We start from the raw sequence: 17,838 nt of genomic DNA, 5'->3' as shown, positions 1-17,838 counted from the left end.
ACGAACCTGTCTGCAATTACCAGGAATAGGGGCTGTATAACACCTGATGGCTTTTCATAAATTCACCGAATTTGGAGTAAGCATCATTACCATGAAATTTTTCTTTTAGTGCAAGGAGTAAAGCCGACCGGTCGCCAGGATTGATTTGCAGTAAATCAGCCAATTTTTGCACTTCAGTTGGTTCGATGGTATAGAAATATTCATAGTCCGAATCACCGGTGAGTTCAGCAACCCGTTTGCCTATATCAGTGCCCTCAAATATTAATTGGTTCTTCGCATTGAAATACAACTGCATTGATATTTTGATCTCCGCACTTTCAAATTGATAAATTGTAATGCTGTTCATGGTATTAATCACCTATTGATGCTATTTCTGAATAAAATCAAACAAATCCGAAGGTAAGTTCCTTATCCAAGAAGCAAAACTTTAATTTCCGATGAATGCCTCAGAATGCCATAATCCTGGTAAAAGGTAACTTTCAAAAGGTCCGATCAGTGGATCACGACCAAGTATCCGGGTGAACCATCGTTTGGCTGATCCGAAGGTGATGATTTGGGAAATTATTGTAAACACTAAGGCAAAGAGGACACTAAGGACACCAAGGAATTGTTGAATGTTAAATGCTGAGTGCACTCCGGAAAAGCCAAAAACCCGGTGTCATCCCCGACTGACGTCGTCGCCCATGCCGGTACGGACGGGTTCGGCGGAAATGACATTAGGTTTATTGAAATTGACTTTCCGGAGTGAGGTCAATGCTGAATTTTGAATGTGGTTAAAGGATGGAAATCTGGGCTTTTTTAACGTCTTTAATCAAATAGAGAAAAACCTCTTGAACGTCTGTGTAGCCCTCTACGAAACCCTGTGATTAATTCATCAATAACGCTTTTTTCCCCAGGCCAAAACCTGTACGCCACTGGAGTAGTGTACCCGTGCCGGGGAGCCCTGAATCAAGTGACTGAAGCGCGGATACTGCACGGTTAGCGATTTTAAATCCAGTTGGAATACAGGCCATTCGAAGTGGTGAATTTCAAAACAATCCAGGGTCTTGGCGTGGTCCTGAAATAAGGCATACCGTTCGGTGAGGAAGCGATCCAGGGCGTTCTTTTGGACTATTGGTGCACCGATGGTGTATTCCGCCTGAAAGCGATCCCCGTAAGATGCATTGGTCGAGCGGTAGGTGTTTTCCTGCCGGCTCATCTGCGAGTGTCTGTAAGGCAGGCCGGAAAGGCTTTTGGCGATGCCACAGGAAATTCGCTTGCCTCCTTCAATGCTTAAAAAATAAACCCCCGTTTTATCCTGGTGCCGTACGTAAGTACGGATGTTGATCTCGTGAAAGTCCGATATCGGTGGAAAAGCAGGCAATATGCGCGGTCGGATGTTCTCCATGTCGAAAGCTACCAGGGACACCCAGGGCTGGCCTTCGTGTAAGTCGATGTCCAGCATGGCAGGCACGACTGTCCTTAGTAAACCGCAATCTACCGGCCAGTGGAGAAACAAGGCCCGGTTCCATTCCTGGTAATAACGCCATGGGCCGGAGGGCAGGGGCCAGGGGCGGTGCGCGGTGGCGGCAAGGATGTCTTGGTTTTTCATGGAAAATTCAATCAAATCAAATCTAATTGAATATACTTTGCCTCCAGAATTTCCTTGTAAGCCTTTTTCATTTTTTCAGAAAGAAAGGACCGGTCAATCCATTCCATTGCTCTGGGTTTGTTGCGAATCATCCGACTAAATACTCTGGTAATTTGCTTACCCGTAAGTCCAAGACCGCTGCCAAATTGTTCAAAATTTAATCGGTTCAAATTCTTCTTTTTTCCTGTTAAGGTAAGGGCAAGCTCTTCTTTATCATCCGGTAATACAATGGCCACATTCAGCAGGTCATAGGCAGGAGCGAGTACCCACCCGGAAGGGCTTTCAATCATGGAAAAATTTTTCAAATGCATGTCGTTATTCCCAGTGAGAAACGAGAACAGGACCAGTTCAAAATAGAATATCTTATCCAGTAAGGTGTTGGCAGAGTAAGTGCTTATTGCCTTACCCATTTTTTCGTAGGAGCTTTTATATTTATCATAGGCTTCGGTGACTTGAAACAGGTCTATCATATGGATCTTTTCGCCAGCATCTGTCCGGTCAATTCGTTTCGTGAGGTAGGAAAGCTCTCCGGAAGCCAAGCGGATCAAGGTTGAAGGTACTACCCGGATGTCAAAACTTTCCGCAATCCGCATGGTCACGTGTTCATTTTGAGGCATTCCCGGAAAGTGTTCGGAAGGTGGTTTGAAAATATATTGACCTCCTAATGCACCTACTACGATCAGTCTTTTCCCAGCTTGTTTTGTTACTTTATTCACCAGAGACATAGATAGTTTTGGCTGTACTCCCGGAACTGCTATGCTTCGTTCGACTACTTGCTTGGCCAGTTCATTCATCTGGTCCATTGAATAATCGATGTCCGGTGGAGTGCGGGTGCCAAAAAAATGCATGGAGCATTTTCCATGGAAGTTACCTTCTTCCTCGACAGATTGATAACAATACAAACACTTATTCACCATTTTCAAAGGTTGTGGGCTTTACACTTACTGCACCAATACAATTCTGACAGCAAGCCAGTAATAATCCCATGCGGTCATTCTTATTAATTTTCCAATTTTCGGAGGCAATATCCAGTAGCCAGCCTTCCGGGATCAGGCCATCAAAAAAGGGAAATAGCCGTCGGTCATAATAGGATTGGTGCGTCACCGGCATGGTGAAGGTGATGAACTGGTTCGGGTGATTCTGCAAGTATTGGTCATTGTATTGAAAGACATATTCTCCTTCATCGGTTTCAGTAATGATCCCGGCCAGTAAGTCCTTGTAATATACTTTGCCTTGTCTCATTGTTCCGGATCTTTGATTTTAACGGGAGCTAGCTTATGTCCGAACATATGGAGCACCAGATTAACCTTTTCCATGTTAAGGTTGGTTTTGCCTTGCTCAATCTTTCTGACGACGGTGAGAGCCACACCTGCCCGGTCAGCAAACTCCTCCTGGGTCAGCTGCACTTCTTTTCTGCGCTCTTTCACAAACTCAGCCAATGATTTCATTATATGCTTTTAGATATAATAACGCACAAACATACTAAATTATATGCTTTTGGATATAAAAACTAAAATATTGCACAATTTATATGCGTAAGCATATAAATTGTGGTAGGATTATGGTGTTAGACTAAAAGGACATTGATCGAACCGGCAAAATTTATGCCCAGGTTACTCGTGCCGTAATGAATCCACCGGATTGGCGCGTGCTGCTTTGACCGATTGAAAGCCGACCGTTAACCAGGCGATAACCATCGCGGACAATCCGGCACCCACCAGAATAAATGGATCAAAGTCTATACGGTAGGCAAATCCACTCAGCCACCGGGAGGATGCCCACCAGCTTATCGCAGCAGCCGGGACAAAGGCGATGAAGACCAGCACAATAAATTCTTTCGTCAATGCCATGGAAACGGAGCTTACCGAAGCGCCTAATATTTTTCGTATGCCGATTTCTTTGGTGCGCTGCTCGGCCGTGAAAGTAGCCAATGCAAAAAGACCCAGGCATGCAATGAAAATGGCTAAACCAGAGAACAGGCTAAACAATTGACCAATTTTTTCCTCAGAATGGTACAGCTTGTCGAAATTTTCATCCATAAATGTATAGGTGAAAGGCTCGGAGGCAGCATACTGCTTCCAAAGTTTTGCCGTGTTATCGACCAAAGTTTTGGCATTCCCTTCGTAACGCACCAGCAAGATGCCCGAGGGACCCCGGTCTAAAAAAACGGCCAGCGGACGCACGTGATCATGAAAGCCATCGAAATTAAAATCTTTCATGATGCCGATGACATGATGCCGGATGAATACGTAAGCATTAGGGCTGTATAAAATCTCGTGTCCTTCAGCCTGGTCAAACCCAAACACTTTGGCGGCTGCTTCGTTGATGACCACGGCATTGGAGTCGCTGGGAAATTCTTTGGAAAAATAACGGCCGTCCTTCATCTCAAATTTCAAGACATCCTGGGATTCAAAATCGGAATAATAGCTGGCAACTACAGATTCTCCCTCAGAACCCACGCCACGCATCACAGTAGACATATAGGTTCCTGGAAATTTTACGGCCGTAAAACTCACCTTTGAAACGCCGGTTTGCTGGGCCAGGGCATTCCGAAAAGATTCACTGCTTTTCCCAAGACGGTGTACATCCTGAATCACCAGCACATTGTTCTTGTCAATGCCCAGTGGCTTTTGCAGCATGAAATGGATTTGCTTGTAAACCACGGAGGTGAAGATGATCAGGAAGATGGAAATGGCAAACTGGAAGACCACCAGTGTGCTGCGGATCCCTTTGCTCTTAACACCTGCACTTACTTTGCCTTTTAAAACTTCTACCGGGCTAAATGAAGTGAGGTAAAATGCCGGATAGCTTCCGGCCAATAAACCAACGATCAAAAAAATCAGCGCAATGCCCAAAAAGAACCGGGCATCCAGCAAATTGGCCGCAGTCAACATTTTCCCCGAAAGCAAATTGAACGTGGGCAATAAAAAGTAGCAAAGTACTACGGCCAATGTAACCGCTACCAAACTGTAAAGCATCGATTCGGACAGAAATTGCAGTATCATCTGGTGGCGAAGCGAGCCCAGCGTTTTGCGCAAACCGACTTCCTTGGCCCGGCTGGCCGATTGCGCAGTCGACATATTCATAAAATTGATGCAGGCGATTGCCAATATAAACAGGCCGATGCCTCCAAAAACAAGCAGGTACAACAGACTTCCACTCGGTTCTATATCATCCTGGGAAGTTGATTTTAAATGAATGTCGGTGATTTTTGTGGAGTAATATTCATAATCGCCTCCCGCCTGGCGAAACTGATTCAGATCGTTGCCCAGGAATTTCAACAGCTCAGGGGCTACGTACTTGGTTGCCAAACCTGCCAGCTTTTTCTCCACATCTGCAACGGATGCGCCTTCCCTCAATAAATAATAGGTGTATACGCCACTATTGAGCCAGGCATCCACGTCGAAGTAATTATCCGGCCCGTATGCGGAAAGGAGTGCATTAAATCTGAAATGGGAGTTGGATGGGCAATCCGCGGCCACTCCGGTTACTTTATAGGTTACTTTGTCCAACCCTCCATCGATGGTGATCAATTTACCCAGTGGATTTTCATCGCCGAATAATTTTCTCGCGGTCGTTTCGGTAAGCACGACGGTGTTGGGATCTTGCAGAGCGGTTTTGGCATCCCCTTCATTCAATCTGAAGGAAAAGACGTCAAAAAAGTTGCTTTCGGTGTTGTATACGTGATCCTCGGTAAAGACTTTATCTCCATAACGAAAGACGGGTTTGCCTGCGCTATTGATCCGGAGGGTAGCTTCCACCTCCGGGATTTCTGCCCGCATCGCCTCGGCCAGGGGTGGGCAGACGGAGACACTGCGCAGGTCCCGGTCTCCATACTTGTTGTGCAGGCCTACCTGGTAGATCCGGTCGGCATTGATGTGGAAACGATCATAACTCAGTTCATCCATTACGTACAAGGCAATGAGCAAACATGCCGTGATGCCAGCCGTCATACCCAGGATGTTAATGCCGGCAAAAAACTTTCGCTTTCGAATGTTGCGGATGGCAAGGGTGAAATAGTTTCTGAGCATGACCAATTTTTAATGGGAGCGCTTAAGGATGAAAAGTTGCTTAAAACTACGATTCTAATGTTTCCAGCCTGGTCAGCTATTCGTAAATAAGTGTAACATCATGTTAAATTCAATGGATTAAGCCCTTTAAGCTGTCTATGACACCCAAAGGCTTTCGCCTGGCTCATACACTATCTATTTGCCGGGTATTCCTTTATCGATTACCGGTAATCCGCTATCTTAACCCTTCTACAACGGATGATCATGAGCAGGAACAGACGATGGATGATAGACCTCTTTTTAGTGGGCCTGATGGTTGGGAGCAGCGGAGTGATGGGAGCAGCCCAGAACGGAGTATTTGCCAGGGACTTTATCGCAGCCATCGCAGATAAGGTCAATACCTACCAGTACACCCATCCGTCGCCCTATTCCAATAACAACTGGATCCGCGGAACTTATTACACCGGCGTCATGGCCATGTACCAGGCGACCGGGGATAAGCGTTACCTCGATCAATGCATAGCTTGGGGAGAAAAGACCCACTGGCAGATCCCGAAGAAAGAAACCAATGTGTACGGCAGTGGCTTTTACTCTTTGGCCTGCGGACAGACCTGGATCGAGTGCTACCTGGACCAGCAGAAGGATTACATGCTGCGTCCCACCATCGACCATCTGGAAGACCCGGCGCGTTGCAACCCGGTGACCGAGCCACTCACCTGGCATTATGAGAATAGCGGTTTGCGTTTTGTCGACGGGCTTTACACGTCGCCGCCGGCCCTGGCGATGCTTTACCAGGTCACGCAGGATGAGAAATACCTCGATTGGATGGATGCCAGTTTCTGGGATACCTACGGCGTCCTCTACGACAAGGATGAGGGCTTGTTTTACCGGGATGCCCGCTACCGGATCGGGACGCAGGAGCACATCGAACCCCACTACTTCCGCCCCGACTCTATCCCACGTGAAGCGGCGCGGACCACGTACATCTATCAGCAGACCGAACACGGCAAGAAGGTGCTCTGGTCCCGGGGTAATGGGTGGGCGTTTGGCGGTCTAACCCGGATATTGAAATATCTGCCGCCGGATCACGGCAATTACGAGCGGTATAAGGCCCTCTACGTCCGCATGGCTTACGAGCTGAAAACACGCCAGCAGTCCGATGGATTCTGGCGGCCCAATCTGGCCGACCCGGACGACTATGGCTATACCGAGAGCAGTGGAACCAGTTTTTTCACTTATGGCATCACCTGGGGTATCAATAATGGCATCCTGCCGCGGGAAGACTTCCTGCCAGTCATCGAAAAGTCGTGGGCTGCCGTCGTCTCGGTGATCAGCCCAGACGGTAAGGTACAGTGGTGCCAACCCGCTGCCGGCGCCCCTTTTAAGGTCGAACAGGACGACTCCCGTGAATATGCATCCGGGATGTTCCTGCTGGCAGCAAGTGAGTTGTTCCGGCTGGAGTGGTGAAAGGAGTGTGCAGCATTATGTGGTGAGCGAAGGGTATGTTGGCTTTTCACTTGTTCTATAAGCTTTCGGAATTACTCACTATTTCAATGGAGGATATCATGTCATGTGTGGATTGCATGATCACTCTATACCTTTTAGCACGGTCATTCGATAGGAAATGATCATTTCCAGAATATTGCCGAATTCTTCATGGTGTTTCAAACTTTCAAAATCATTCGGTTTTGTCAGCTTTTGATGGATGACTTCCTTCGAGTGTACGAACTAATGCACTCTTTTTATTTGCTGATTTTAACGAATGGAGCATCCAGGTGTTTCCATTCCCATACCTCTCCATCTTCCTTGTCATGAACAACTCCCTGAAATTGAAAGCCATTTTTTTCAAGAATTTTTGTTGAGAAATTCTTTTCGGGTAGTGTTCTGGCAGTGATGATTACCTCTGGGTTTGTTTCCTTCGACAGCTTCACCATTAATTTGCAAATCTCAGTGCCAATTCCTTGTCTTCTAAACGCTTCATTTGTTCCATAGCCTATTTCCACTTCTCCATTTATGGGCTGCCCCTTAAAACCAGCCAAGCCAACAATAACGTTGTCTTTTATTGCACAATAGCCTATCCAGGGAGGGATAAATCCGTTTTGTTTGTAAAAGTTAATGGTGTGTAGCACATTCTCACTTATTTCAGGATTATTGAGAAACGTCTTGTTTTCTTCAATGGTCTCTTTGATTGCAACTAATTCCATTTTTGCTTGTGTTACAATTAGCTTCTGGCAATTAGCAGTGGCGGGAATAGGAGCGCTTGAAAAGGATAGTGGAGCATGTTTAGCGCGACTTGTTCGTCACAGCCTGCCCGTGCCAAAGGAATTTTGAAAACTAAGCTACAAATAAACCCGAAATCCCGCTGAAGCAATCTAGCTATGGTTAGGGGTTGGTCATCGTTCCCATGATTTTAGGTTGTCCGATACCATCTGCCGAATGTGATGGAGTTCATCTCACTGAAATAATTTGTCCGCAGTGAAGTGAATTGATCTGTGGCGGCATTTTATAGAACAGGTCTTGTCCCATTAATACAAATTCTGCTCGGTTGCCTCCTCTTTGTTGATTTTGTGCGGTAGCCTTTGTCTGATAAAAGATTGCTACGACATAAAAAAGGCACTCATCATCAGGGCTTATCGTTTTTTGAAATCTGGTCGGTTCATCAAAAGATTCCAACTCTCTTGCGCCATAGTTAAATAAAGTTTGTTTGTCATGCGTCATGGTATCTGAGGGAAGAAACAGTTTTACAAAGGTGTTAGGGGAGCCAGGAATGGGGAAGGAATCTGCAGAAAAATGGATGGTCAGTTCTATCGGATGCTTCGTTTCATTGACTATCCGGGTAAAGAACACCAAGCGGCTATAATTGAAATGCCTTTTTGGAGTTCCGGGGTACGGCCCGCTTTTTGGGTAACTGTTTTGTATTACGATGCCATTTGTATTGGTCTCACTGTACCATTCGGTTATTGCAATCTCCTGCCCCGAAACGAAAGTGCAAAACGAATAGAAGACCGTCACGGAAATAAGAAATCTCATAAATTTTGTTTTCTGGTTCCTGTTTTCAAAATACTTTCCACTTAATATTTTAATACTTCCGTTATTCATAGTTCTGAATCAATTGTACGGCATAGAACCCAAACGAGCAGGACGTTTCGTTTGTGTGATTCTTTCATATTTGGCATTGGTGAATTGAAAACAGAACGGAGACAGCTTACAATCAGCTTCTCCACGGAATCCTTAAGCTACAAAACATTCCCTTCTCCTTCTTGATGTAAGCATGTCAATATGCATATGAGGGATTTTTTCAATGGTGATCACTTCATAGTTTTTCAATGTAGCCAACTAAAAGACATTTAAACCAGCCTGACGGACTGGCAGGGAATACGACTGGATCAATAGAAGGCTTGCCTGTATGTGAATAGATCGTTTTTGTCTCCTTGTAAATGAAGTTAAAATCTATTTTGCTCTTCAGGACCTTGTAGAAATTGTCATCCGGAATACCTGTCCGACCACTGGCGGAAAATCCGGTAAGATGAAGTTCGTGAAGAGCTTTGGCTTATATTTCTTTACTCCTTGCATATCATAATATACGAAGAAATCGTCATGTGTAGGTAGTTTTTAACCTGGAGTTTGTCAACACTCAGCGATGTTAGCTGGTGTTTTCTTTTACTATTGTCGGCAGATGAATATTAACCATCGTATTCCATCTTCTTGGTTGTAACTCCTTTTACTATCATTATTATCCCAATTATTGGCAATACATAAAATAGTCTATCTATTGTAATTGCAAGTACTCCAGTTAGAACAATAAGACCTATTCCTCCAAAAATATTTAGCATTCTACCACTTCCACTATTCTGTCTTTTTACCCCTTGGAGATGAGAAATTTGTTCAGTTGCTTTTTCAACTGAAAGAAATCTTGTATCAACTTGGGCAAAAATTTGTTCTACAGGTTGACCTTCTTTCACTAATTGAGTTATTTTTTTCTATTCCTGTAAAGCAAATTTCTCAATCTCTTTAGCAATTAGAGTATCAACAACTTCTGCATCCAACAAATCAAATTCTTCAGAACCGTGGATTTTTTTATCTTCCAATAGATATTCCTTTATCTTAGGCTGATATATTTCACCTAATATATTTCTTGCGCTAACAATGATATTGCTGATGTCATTTTCGTAAAGTCCCTCTGTTTTTAATTCAGATTTTATCAAATCAGTACTTTTTCGTTTTTGAAGTTGTTTTGCCACTTCTTCAGCATACCTAATTTTAGTTTTATAATCCATTAATTTGATGTTTAAGGTTTAAAATTGATTTTATTTTTGTAATACCAGCTATCGGTCGAGTATAAGAGCATTAGCGGATTTAAAGGCTATTACCTGTCCACTACCACAAAATTTTATTAAATGCACAGATTTTGATTTTACCACTTTACCCGCTATTGCTTTTATACAATGTTGGCACCAGTATTTTTTCTAATTTATTTTTCAATTCAATTTTGGTCGATTCAAACAATTCACTTAAATCAGTTTTGGTCTCTATATCCGATTCTAGTAATTCACGATTAATGATTGGCAGCTGAAATGCCTTAACAAATATTTTTTTACCATCCGCCAAAGCATCTTTAATTGTCAATTCTGTTCCTTCTTCTTGCCATTGCTTAATAGTGTTAGGATAAAATAATATGATTTCATTTACTTCAAACCTTACCGCATAAGCAAGCATTTGATAAAGGTCGTTTTGTGAAATCCCTTTTTTGGGGTCTTTCTCATCTGAATATACAATCTTGTATTTAGTGTCTGCAATCAGAGATTTTTGATCTGTTTTTAACCATAAATCTGGTTTTAGGTTAAAGGCTTTATCTTCATCTAGGTATGTATCGCTTCTTTGTGCTTTGGCAGTTACATTTTCTAGTTCTTTATCAATGAAACCAAAAATGAAGTCTTCAAATACGTATTCCATTGGTAGCAGGAAAGCGAAAAGTTTTAAGTCATTCTTATAGTCAAATGACACGCAATTAGTGAGGAATAATTGGCAGTAATCTCGCACAGTTTCAAACTCGGCAAACATTGGGTTAAATGATATTCTGGAACATTGTTCAGCGGTTGCTCTTTCATCTGAAACTTCATCCAATATGAAAAGTATTTCCCTTAAATTCTTTTTATTGTCTTGATTTGATGTGGCATTAAAAAGAAGAGTAGTGACGTATTTTATGATGCGATTAAACTCATTATCAAAAACGAAAGCATCATATGTGCAATTGAGCTTATGCCATTTCCCTTTGCTTAAGTTCTCACTTAAATATTTATTTATGTTTAGTCTTCCTTTTATAAATGATAATTCACGATTTACTTCCTCATACTGCTGATAAATGGAAGAGTTCAAAAGTTCACGTGTGTACTTTGAAAAGAGATAGATCAAAACTTCAAAAAAGTCACTTTTTGCACTACCCAACGAAGCCTGATAATTTGGAAATTTAATTTTACGACAATAGCTTAACCACCAAAGAATGTGATTATGTATTTGATTTATTTCGTTTATTTCCTCTTCAGTATCGACTGTATAGTTTTTATTTGAATCGAAAAATATCTTAGGTAACAGGTTGATTTTTGCACCTTGATAATGAATTACTCCAACATATTTATTGGACTTTAATTCATTTGATTTGTGAATGAACTGCAGGAACCTCTGAGATTCTATTTTATCGTTGCCGTTTTCGGAATAATAAGAATTCTTTTCACGGCTATTCCAGATTTCATCAAGAAATCCTTCCAAGCCTTCCAATGAATCTTGAATATCTACTTTATTCTGATATTCAAAAAGATTAATCATTCGTCCCCGTGATTCTTAATGGCCAAGAGTTTTCTTCAATTACTAATCCGGATGACTGAAGAATTCCTTTCACTTCTTTTTCATCATTCATGTAATACTCAAGAAGGAGTGGAATTACTTTTTTATTCATACGCTGAACTAAATCATTGTTTTCCCCCATAAAATATGCATGACCTATCTGGAAGTCATGTCCCTTTGTCTTAATGATTTGCTCATTGATCTTTTGTAGAATTTCTACATCATAGATTTCCTGACCTTCGATTTCATATTTTGGATACATAGACTCGAACTCAAATCTTCTTCTAAGAGCGATATCTAAAAGCGCGATAGACTTATCGGCCGTGTTCATAGTTCCAATTATGAATAAGTTGGAAGGAACAATAAATGGATCGCCAGAAGGTAATCGAGCCTCTAAAGGAATTGTGCCATGTGAACGCTTGTCAGGTTCAATAAGCGTAATCAACTCACCAAAAACTCTTGAAATGTTTGCACGGTTTATTTCGTCAATAATCATGACATAATTCTTTTTATGAACAACTTCCTTTTTGCCAGATGAGTCTTTGCCAATCTTAAGAAGTTCATCTAAAAGTGGAGAATAGTATGATGAAAGACCTTGAATATCTAGGACAGATTCAGCATCATACATTTTTCTTAAAGTTGATATACTCAATGTATGCTCTGTGCCTCCGCTTGTTTTCCTAAATTCGATTGATTTGTTAGTGATTGTCGTTATGAAGTAAGATACTTTCTTCATTTTTACTTCAATCTCTTCTACCTCACCTTCAACTAGAGGATTTACAAATGCGTTGAATGTCTCTTCGAATGTTTTTTTGGCAACAGGAGGCTGTTCCGAAGCTGTTATGTTTTTTAATGCCCTATCTGATATAACCTTAAAAACACCATCTTTCCTTTCAAATGTAAGTTGCTTGTCGTTTTCCGTATCAGGTCTGAGACCTTGGATGAAGTCTTCATAGCTGTAATTTTGATGAAAGGTTATAAATTCAATTTGATCGTGAAGATTGGCTTTGAAAATCTCTAGTGCTTCATTATAAGAATCAAACTTTCTATTTTCAATAATTTCTGCTGCCCTTAGCACTGTATTGTATGTTTTCCCAGTGCCAGGTGGGCCGTACAAAATGGTGTTTAGTGGAAATTTCATGTCATAATCCTTATTAAGTGTAACCGATTGGTTGATGGTTTTTAAGAATTCACGGTATGATTTTATAGAAGCCGAGTAAAAACCGTTACTTCCATATGAAGGTGATTTTGGATGGTAATACTTACCCTCTTGATTTTTCTGTTCTTTAATTAAATCATTGTAAAGGGAATCTAAATAACTGTTATCTGTTACTTTAAATAACTCTTTATCCAGTATTCCAGATAAAATATCGATAGCTTTTAAATAGGAATTGGTAGTTCCTGAATTCTCTCCATATTTAATTGTCAACCAGTTTGTAAACTCTTGACGATAGTCTTTTGGGGAATTCCAAATCCCAATTATACCCAATAGCCTTTCGTAGTATTTATTGTAATCAGGGTGGTCAGATTTATATTTCGTAATGTCCGTTAGTGTCTTTAAAACAAGGCTGAAATCAACCTTCCAATTACCTTTGATTTTCCAGTCAACCTTTCTTGTCTTTTGATAATTATTTCTGGTTTTATCAAAGATATAGTCTGATGTAACTATGCCATATCCAAGTAATTCGCCTCTTCCTTTTTTTGCAATGATTACATCACCAATTTTGACTTTATTAAGAAAGTCATCATTAGCGGAAACATCATTTATCTTTGAACCTGTACCACCGTATGCATTGACTAGAGCTTTTTTAATCTCATCACGGCTTTTAAATTGCGATAAATCCCCAATTTCATCCCAACCCAGCGCCATTATACCCTCTTGGTAAAATTCATCCCACAAGTAAGCATTTTCGCCAGGTGCGTAAAGCCAATATTGTTTTTCGTTATTGTTTGAGGATAAATCTAATATTGCCTGATATTCTTCCTCAGTTGCAGAAAAGTTAGTTCCTTGGTTTCCAACCTTTAGATTGCTCAGTTCTTCTATACCAGCAATTTCTCCACTTAGAATTGGGTTGTCAACTAGGTTGTGGGTTACTTTTATATCTGCTTTTAGGGAGCTTTTATCTTCGCCTTTCCACAAGTGGTCATCTGGGGAAGTTGTCTTTTGGTGAGGCTCAGAAGTTACTTCGGCAAGTGCATAACATCCAGATTGGTCACCAGTGATCCATAATATTACTTTGTCACCAACTTTTATTTTGTCTTTGTGAGCACTAACAGTCCAATCTGTTAGGATTTCTTCACGTAATGCAGTTTCAAAATCGAATTCTTTTGGGTTACCTTGAAAAATCCAATAGTTAACCTTTTTTCTCTCATCATTCCATCTCCAAGCCTCATATGACAATTCGTAAAAAGGAATTTCCGTTTTTTCTTTGATGCGAGATAAAATATCTGTGTACTCTTTGTATGTGTTGAATTTGGGATCAATACCTAGAACTTCCTTAAGGTAAGGTTTCGTAGGACCATTTATTGGCAAATACTTTCCAGGATTTATATAAAATAAAGCTTCTGTTAATTTTGTCTTACCAGTGCTTCTTATTTGAAGAACATCTTGAAAATCATTTTCTGAGATGGTATTTGAAATAGCTTTATGAAAAAACGACCATAGTCTTTTTACCTCATTATTTTTTCTTTCGTATTTATATGGAAACAACCATACCTTTTGTGCTTGCGCAGATGGAATTCCGCTTTCACCTTGTGGTTTATTTATATTTAGCGTTTCGGCAATTTTCTGTAAATAACTCAATCTTCTTTTCGTGCCATATTTATAGATGTAGCAAAAAAAAGTGAAAGGGTCTATTTCATTTAATTCTGTATCATGTTCACCATCGCCTGTTTTGTCGTTAAGTGGGCCAATTCCAACTGACTTAAGAATCTGGATTAATTCATTTTGAGAATTTTCCTTTGTCCTAAGAAATTCTGTTAGTTGTTTATGGGTTTCGACCCAAGAAAATTCCTCTTTTATCATCTACTATTCTGTCGTTTTAATATTGGTGCCAACTTGTTTATATGCGCGTATTTTGTTCGTTTAGCATGCGATTTTGGCATGTTACACGCAACTTTTGTTCGGTTTATATCAATTCCAATGGATCCATTCTTGGAGGATAGTGGTGCCTGGTGGGCATAGTGTTCCGCCGTTTACAAGATACACTTTTAGGCATGTATAGTATGAGTAAATTGATGATTTGGGTCAGTTTAGGTGCTGTTACACGGAGGTGCTCTGAGTGCGGACGCTCCACTGAAGCCTGAACGGACGGTCAGGTTCGTTCTTCAGTCAGCATGGTATCTGGGACGGAAGGTCTCAGCGTTTACAATATTTATGGTAACCACTAAGGCACAAAGGACACGTAGGACACAAAGGAAAGACTATACTTAGCTTCTTTGCGCCTTTGCGCGAAAAGAAAAAATGACTGGATTTATTACACGGAGGGGCACTGTTAAGATACAGAGGGACGCTGAGATTTGCAGCAGTTCTCAACCGGTTGCCCAATTCGTGCCATTCGTGTAATTCGTGGCAGAAATACCATTATTAAGTGGCTTTGATATTATGTTCGGGGCTGCAGGGTAGTGGGATTTATTAATTGGTCCGTTGCAGGACCGGACGTATCTACAAAAGGCTCCTTTTGTGTACAATGGGTTATAGATCCAGCTAGCCGAATTGTTCTGGCAGAGCCTGTGGTGGACAACCTGTTATCGCAGTGTAGCGAGAGGTCACCGACCCTGGCTCTTCAGCCACTTCAATGCTTCTCTAACCTTGATGTCCTCTTCCGGCAAATCGAACTGATCCGGCCCTTTAAGGATCAGGTCCGGAGGGACCGCAAGCTTATAGATTTGATTATTTCGGTCCTCGCTGTAGGAGGTGGATAGGTTCAGGAATAAGTAGTTTCCTTGGGGAAAGAAGTCATTGCCCCGTCGAGAATGTCGATTTTTTCCTAAAGAAAGCGTTCGTTGGAGGTTTACATTTGAATCAATCGGAGCAGTTCCGTACTAAACTGGGGTAAACATTTATCAACATGGAAAGTGAAAATTTGGAGATTGTAAAAAGACTGATGGATGAAGGTTTTGGTCAGGCAAATCTGGCCGTCGTAGATCGGTATGTTAGTGAGCACTTTATTGAGCATCAATTTGGAGCTAAGAATGGCAGGGATGGGCTTAAACAGCTCATCAGTCAGCTGTATAACGGAGTGAGCGACTTGAAATATAATCTCGTTCGCAGCGTTGAGGATGGTGATGTGGTGTGGGCTCATTTCCGGGCCACGGCGGTACATTCCAAGCCATTTATGGGTATTCCACCGACAGGTAAAACGTTCGTACTTGATGTTATGGACGTATTCCGGATTGAAGGCGGTTTGATTGTTGAGCATTGGGGTGTCCCGGACCGGTTTGCAGTCATGCAGCAAATTGGCATGTTTGAAAGAAAGGAAAAGGTCTCCTGAGTTCGCCTGATTCACTGCATGATCATTGCGGCAGTATTGAGCCAATAGATAATACAAGTACAACCACTGATCTGCAAAGGTTATGTAATTATGCGCGGGTAGATTTCACTTTGAATCTAAAATTTCATATAAAATAGTGTAAAATTCTGATGCCTGCTCGTACATTGGAAAATGCCCGCATCGGTTGATCCAGTGCAAATTCGCATGGGGAAAGTCAATTTTTACTTCATAGGAAAAAAATCCGACAACATCCTGCCTGCCAGAAATGATATCAATCGGGCCTTTAAAATTCTTTAATGTCTCCGATACGTCAAAATTATCGTAGATGTCTTTAATTAATAGCTGCTCTGTTTTGCTATTTCTTTCCGAGTTGATCAATTTGAATAAGTCATCGGGAACAGGGTTCTCATAAACGTAAGCCCGGCGGGCTAACTTTTTCGATTCTAAAATTTCTGAATCATCGGCCTTGTTTTTAGCGGTGCGTTCATTCAGATAACTCAAACGCTGTTCTTCCTCAGCACTTCTGGTATGCGTGCGGTTCGTAAACAATACGGAAAACCCATTTCTTGCATCTTTATGCGGGCCGGGAGCCAGCAGAACCAGGTGCGACACCTGATCTGGAAATGTAGCCGCGAAATTCATGGCCAGCATTCCTCCCCAGGAATGACCAACAATAATCGCCTGGTCAAGATGGAGGTTTTCCATTAAAAGCTTGATGTCGCTGGTTACGGAATTTACATTGACTGTTTTTGAATTAAAAGGATCCGGAATGGAGCGGCCTGTGCCTCGTTGCTCAACTAAAATACCCCTGAATTTGGTGCTCATTGACTTTGCCATCTCTTCGAGTTGGGTATATGAATTCCCCGGTCCACCGGTCAAAATGATTACCGGTGGAAGGTTATTCTTGCCGTACTCATGATAATAGAGAAATCCATATTTGTATTTTATGGAATCTAAAGTCTGGGCATGACCATAAGCGTTAATGAACATTACCAATGTTGCAGAGAAGACTGTTAATAGGTGTTTTATGAATTTCATAGATTCCATTTTATTGATATGTAGTGATGTTCAGGTCAATACCTTCGGCAATTGTTTTCCGGGTTAATTGTTGGCGTCTGCAGATCTCGTTCCCACATTGGGGATTGAAGCATTTTGGTCTGTGGATTAATGACATACACAGGTCCTGTAGTTCGTTCTCGATTAAGATACAAAAAGCGCTAGTATCCAGTGGCATCTCTAAAAGCGGAAAAAGGGAGAAATCAAAGAAGATCTGCTTCAGTTGATGGATGTCGTATTCCTTGGTTGCCGTGGAGTCCTGGCTGGAGAAAATGCTACATCCTGAAGATCCACAGATGATTTATCTTAAGGTAGAGCACAAATGCCAGAAGGATGGCAGTACCTGCCCCTCCGATCAGATTGACCAGCTTTTGTGCTTTCAGTTGGTCGGGGATGATTTTTTCGATCCCACGATAGATCCACAAACCAATGATGCCGCCAAAGGTGTTGTTGAGGATGTCGGTGGAGTCCAGGGCACCGATCCCGAGAAAATATTGAGTTAATTCGAAAAGGAGACTCAAGAAAAAAAACAGACCGACTTTTTGGAAAATAGACGATGACCGGAATAAGGGATTTGCATACAATCCAAAGGGGATAAAGATCAAGACGTTTAACAGGATCTCAGCATAGGAGACGGATCCATTCAGGATGGTCGATGCCTGATAGGGTATCAGGTTGATGATCTTAGCATCCGCCTTGTAAGTCATGGGTACATTCATTTTCAGCACAATGATCCAGAAAGTGATCAATAAATAAATTATCAGCAAGGCTGTGGTCACCCGTGAATTTAGTTCTTTATTCCTCATGC

At 41.7% G+C, this 17,838-nt stretch carries 16 protein-coding genes; 2 read left to right on the top strand and 14 right to left on the bottom strand.

What is annotated here, in order from left to right; translation table 11 throughout:
- Positions 1 to 16 precede the first annotated feature (16 nt).
- From H6570_14395 to H6570_14370, 6 genes are all read right to left on the bottom strand, one after another.
- Positions 17 to 346 (bottom strand): hypothetical protein, encoded by a 330-nt coding sequence (locus H6570_14395; protein MCB9320469.1) that lies wholly within the window; start codon positions 344 to 346, stop codon positions 17 to 19.
- A 528-nt stretch (positions 347 to 874) separates the two neighbouring features.
- Positions 875 to 1,591 carry a DUF2071 domain-containing protein gene (locus H6570_14390; GenBank protein MCB9320468.1) on the bottom strand — a complete coding sequence of 239 codons (717 nt, stop codon included), beginning with the start codon at positions 1,589 to 1,591 and terminating at the stop codon, positions 875 to 877.
- Between the two features lie 11 nt (positions 1,592 to 1,602).
- A complete protein-coding gene (locus tag H6570_14385; protein ID MCB9320467.1) occupies positions 1,603 to 2,547 on the bottom strand; it encodes a HipA domain-containing protein in 945 nt (314 codons plus the stop codon).
- Positions 2,537 to 2,872, bottom strand: a complete 336-nt coding sequence (locus tag H6570_14380; GenBank protein MCB9320466.1) for a HipA N-terminal domain-containing protein — start codon at positions 2,870 to 2,872, stop codon at positions 2,537 to 2,539. The genes H6570_14385 and H6570_14380 overlap by 11 nt, the downstream gene beginning before the upstream one ends.
- Positions 2,869 to 3,078: a helix-turn-helix transcriptional regulator gene (locus tag H6570_14375; GenBank protein MCB9320465.1), complete on the bottom strand. Its 210-nt coding sequence runs from the start codon at positions 3,076 to 3,078 to the stop codon at positions 2,869 to 2,871. Before H6570_14375 ends, H6570_14380 begins: the two co-directional genes overlap by 4 nt.
- A gap of 165 nt (positions 3,079 to 3,243) precedes the next feature.
- A complete protein-coding gene (locus H6570_14370) occupies positions 3,244 to 5,661 on the bottom strand; it encodes an ABC transporter permease (protein MCB9320464.1) in 2,418 nt (805 codons plus the stop codon).
- Between the two features lie 243 nt (positions 5,662 to 5,904).
- On the opposite strand from H6570_14370, the gene H6570_14365 reads away from it, so the two are divergent.
- The gene (locus tag H6570_14365; protein ID MCB9320463.1) at positions 5,905 to 7,107 is read left to right on the top strand and encodes a glycoside hydrolase family 88 protein; all 1,203 of its coding nucleotides are present in this window, start codon (positions 5,905 to 5,907) and stop codon (positions 7,105 to 7,107) included.
- Between the two features lie 275 nt (positions 7,108 to 7,382).
- Here H6570_14365 and H6570_14360 read toward each other — a convergent pair whose 3' ends face one another.
- The 6 genes from H6570_14360 to H6570_14335 all read right to left on the bottom strand — a co-directional run bounded on the left by H6570_14360 (position 7,383) and on the right by H6570_14335 (position 14,506).
- Entirely contained in the window at positions 7,383 to 7,844 is a 462-nt protein-coding gene (locus H6570_14360; protein MCB9320462.1) for a GNAT family N-acetyltransferase, read from the bottom strand.
- Between the two features lie 244 nt (positions 7,845 to 8,088).
- Positions 8,089 to 8,670 carry a hypothetical protein gene (locus tag H6570_14355; GenBank protein MCB9320461.1) on the bottom strand — a complete coding sequence of 194 codons (582 nt, stop codon included), beginning with the start codon at positions 8,668 to 8,670 and terminating at the stop codon, positions 8,089 to 8,091.
- A 653-nt stretch (positions 8,671 to 9,323) separates the two neighbouring features.
- The gene (locus H6570_14350) at positions 9,324 to 9,602 is read right to left on the bottom strand and encodes a hypothetical protein (GenBank protein MCB9320460.1); all 279 of its coding nucleotides are present in this window, start codon (positions 9,600 to 9,602) and stop codon (positions 9,324 to 9,326) included.
- An 18-nt stretch (positions 9,603 to 9,620) separates the two neighbouring features.
- Positions 9,621 to 9,917 (bottom strand): hypothetical protein, encoded by a 297-nt coding sequence (locus H6570_14345; GenBank protein MCB9320459.1) that lies wholly within the window; start codon positions 9,915 to 9,917, stop codon positions 9,621 to 9,623.
- A 145-nt stretch (positions 9,918 to 10,062) separates the two neighbouring features.
- The gene (locus H6570_14340) at positions 10,063 to 11,463 is read right to left on the bottom strand and encodes a hypothetical protein (protein MCB9320458.1); all 1,401 of its coding nucleotides are present in this window, start codon (positions 11,461 to 11,463) and stop codon (positions 10,063 to 10,065) included.
- Complete coding sequence (locus H6570_14335) at positions 11,456 to 14,506, bottom strand: EVE domain-containing protein (GenBank protein ID MCB9320457.1); 3,051 nt, start codon at positions 14,504 to 14,506, stop codon at positions 11,456 to 11,458. Before H6570_14335 ends, H6570_14340 begins: the two co-directional genes overlap by 8 nt.
- 1,045 nt (positions 14,507 to 15,551) lie before the next feature.
- Between H6570_14335 and H6570_14330 the strand changes: the two genes are divergently transcribed.
- Positions 15,552 to 15,974 carry an ester cyclase gene (locus tag H6570_14330; protein ID MCB9320456.1) on the top strand — a complete coding sequence of 141 codons (423 nt, stop codon included), beginning with the start codon at positions 15,552 to 15,554 and terminating at the stop codon, positions 15,972 to 15,974.
- Positions 15,975 to 16,079: 105 nt separating this feature from the next.
- On the opposite strand, the gene H6570_14325 is transcribed toward H6570_14330, so the two are convergent.
- Positions 16,080 to 17,012: an alpha/beta hydrolase gene (locus H6570_14325; GenBank protein MCB9320455.1), complete on the bottom strand. Its 933-nt coding sequence runs from the start codon at positions 17,010 to 17,012 to the stop codon at positions 16,080 to 16,082.
- A 293-nt stretch (positions 17,013 to 17,305) separates the two neighbouring features.
- Positions 17,306 to 17,836 carry a VanZ family protein gene (locus tag H6570_14320; GenBank protein ID MCB9320454.1) on the bottom strand — a complete coding sequence of 177 codons (531 nt, stop codon included), beginning with the start codon at positions 17,834 to 17,836 and terminating at the stop codon, positions 17,306 to 17,308.
- Positions 17,837 to 17,838: the final 2 nt, after the last annotated feature.

The sequence above is a fragment of the Lewinellaceae bacterium genome (assembly GCA_020636135.1).
GTDB lineage: Bacteria > Bacteroidota > Bacteroidia > Chitinophagales > Saprospiraceae > JAGQXC01.
Note: the sequence above shows the minus strand (reverse complement) of the source record. Positions and strands in the feature narration are given on the sequence as shown.

Excerpts from the sequence above, each read along its gene's own strand:
- H6570_14395 (MCB9320469.1), bottom strand. The coding sequence starts at position 346 with ATGAACAGCATTACAATTTATCAATTTGAAAGTGCGGAGATCAAAATA.
- H6570_14390 (MCB9320468.1), bottom strand. The coding sequence starts at position 1,591 with ATGAAAAACCAAGACATCCTTGCCGCCACCGCGCACCGCCCCTGGCCC.
- H6570_14385 (MCB9320467.1), bottom strand. The coding sequence starts at position 2,547 with ATGGTGAATAAGTGTTTGTATTGTTATCAATCTGTCGAGGAAGAAGGT.
- H6570_14380 (MCB9320466.1), bottom strand. The coding sequence starts at position 2,872 with ATGAGACAAGGCAAAGTATATTACAAGGACTTACTGGCCGGGATCATT.
- H6570_14375 (MCB9320465.1), bottom strand. The coding sequence starts at position 3,078 with ATGAAATCATTGGCTGAGTTTGTGAAAGAGCGCAGAAAAGAAGTGCAG.
- H6570_14370 (MCB9320464.1), bottom strand. The coding sequence starts at position 5,661 with ATGCTCAGAAACTATTTCACCCTTGCCATCCGCAACATTCGAAAGCGA.
- H6570_14365 (MCB9320463.1), top strand. The coding sequence starts at position 5,905 with ATGAGCAGGAACAGACGATGGATGATAGACCTCTTTTTAGTGGGCCTG.
- H6570_14360 (MCB9320462.1), bottom strand. The coding sequence starts at position 7,844 with ATGGAATTAGTTGCAATCAAAGAGACCATTGAAGAAAACAAGACGTTT.
- H6570_14355 (MCB9320461.1), bottom strand. The coding sequence starts at position 8,670 with ATGAGATTTCTTATTTCCGTGACGGTCTTCTATTCGTTTTGCACTTTC.
- H6570_14345 (MCB9320459.1), bottom strand. The coding sequence starts at position 9,917 with ATGGATTATAAAACTAAAATTAGGTATGCTGAAGAAGTGGCAAAACAA.
- H6570_14340 (MCB9320458.1), bottom strand. The coding sequence starts at position 11,463 with ATGATTAATCTTTTTGAATATCAGAATAAAGTAGATATTCAAGATTCA.
- H6570_14335 (MCB9320457.1), bottom strand. The coding sequence starts at position 14,506 with ATGATAAAAGAGGAATTTTCTTGGGTCGAAACCCATAAACAACTAACA.
- H6570_14330 (MCB9320456.1), top strand. The coding sequence starts at position 15,552 with ATGGAAAGTGAAAATTTGGAGATTGTAAAAAGACTGATGGATGAAGGT.
- H6570_14325 (MCB9320455.1), bottom strand. The coding sequence starts at position 17,012 with ATGAAATTCATAAAACACCTATTAACAGTCTTCTCTGCAACATTGGTA.
- H6570_14320 (MCB9320454.1), bottom strand. The coding sequence starts at position 17,836 with ATGAGGAATAAAGAACTAAATTCACGGGTGACCACAGCCTTGCTGATA.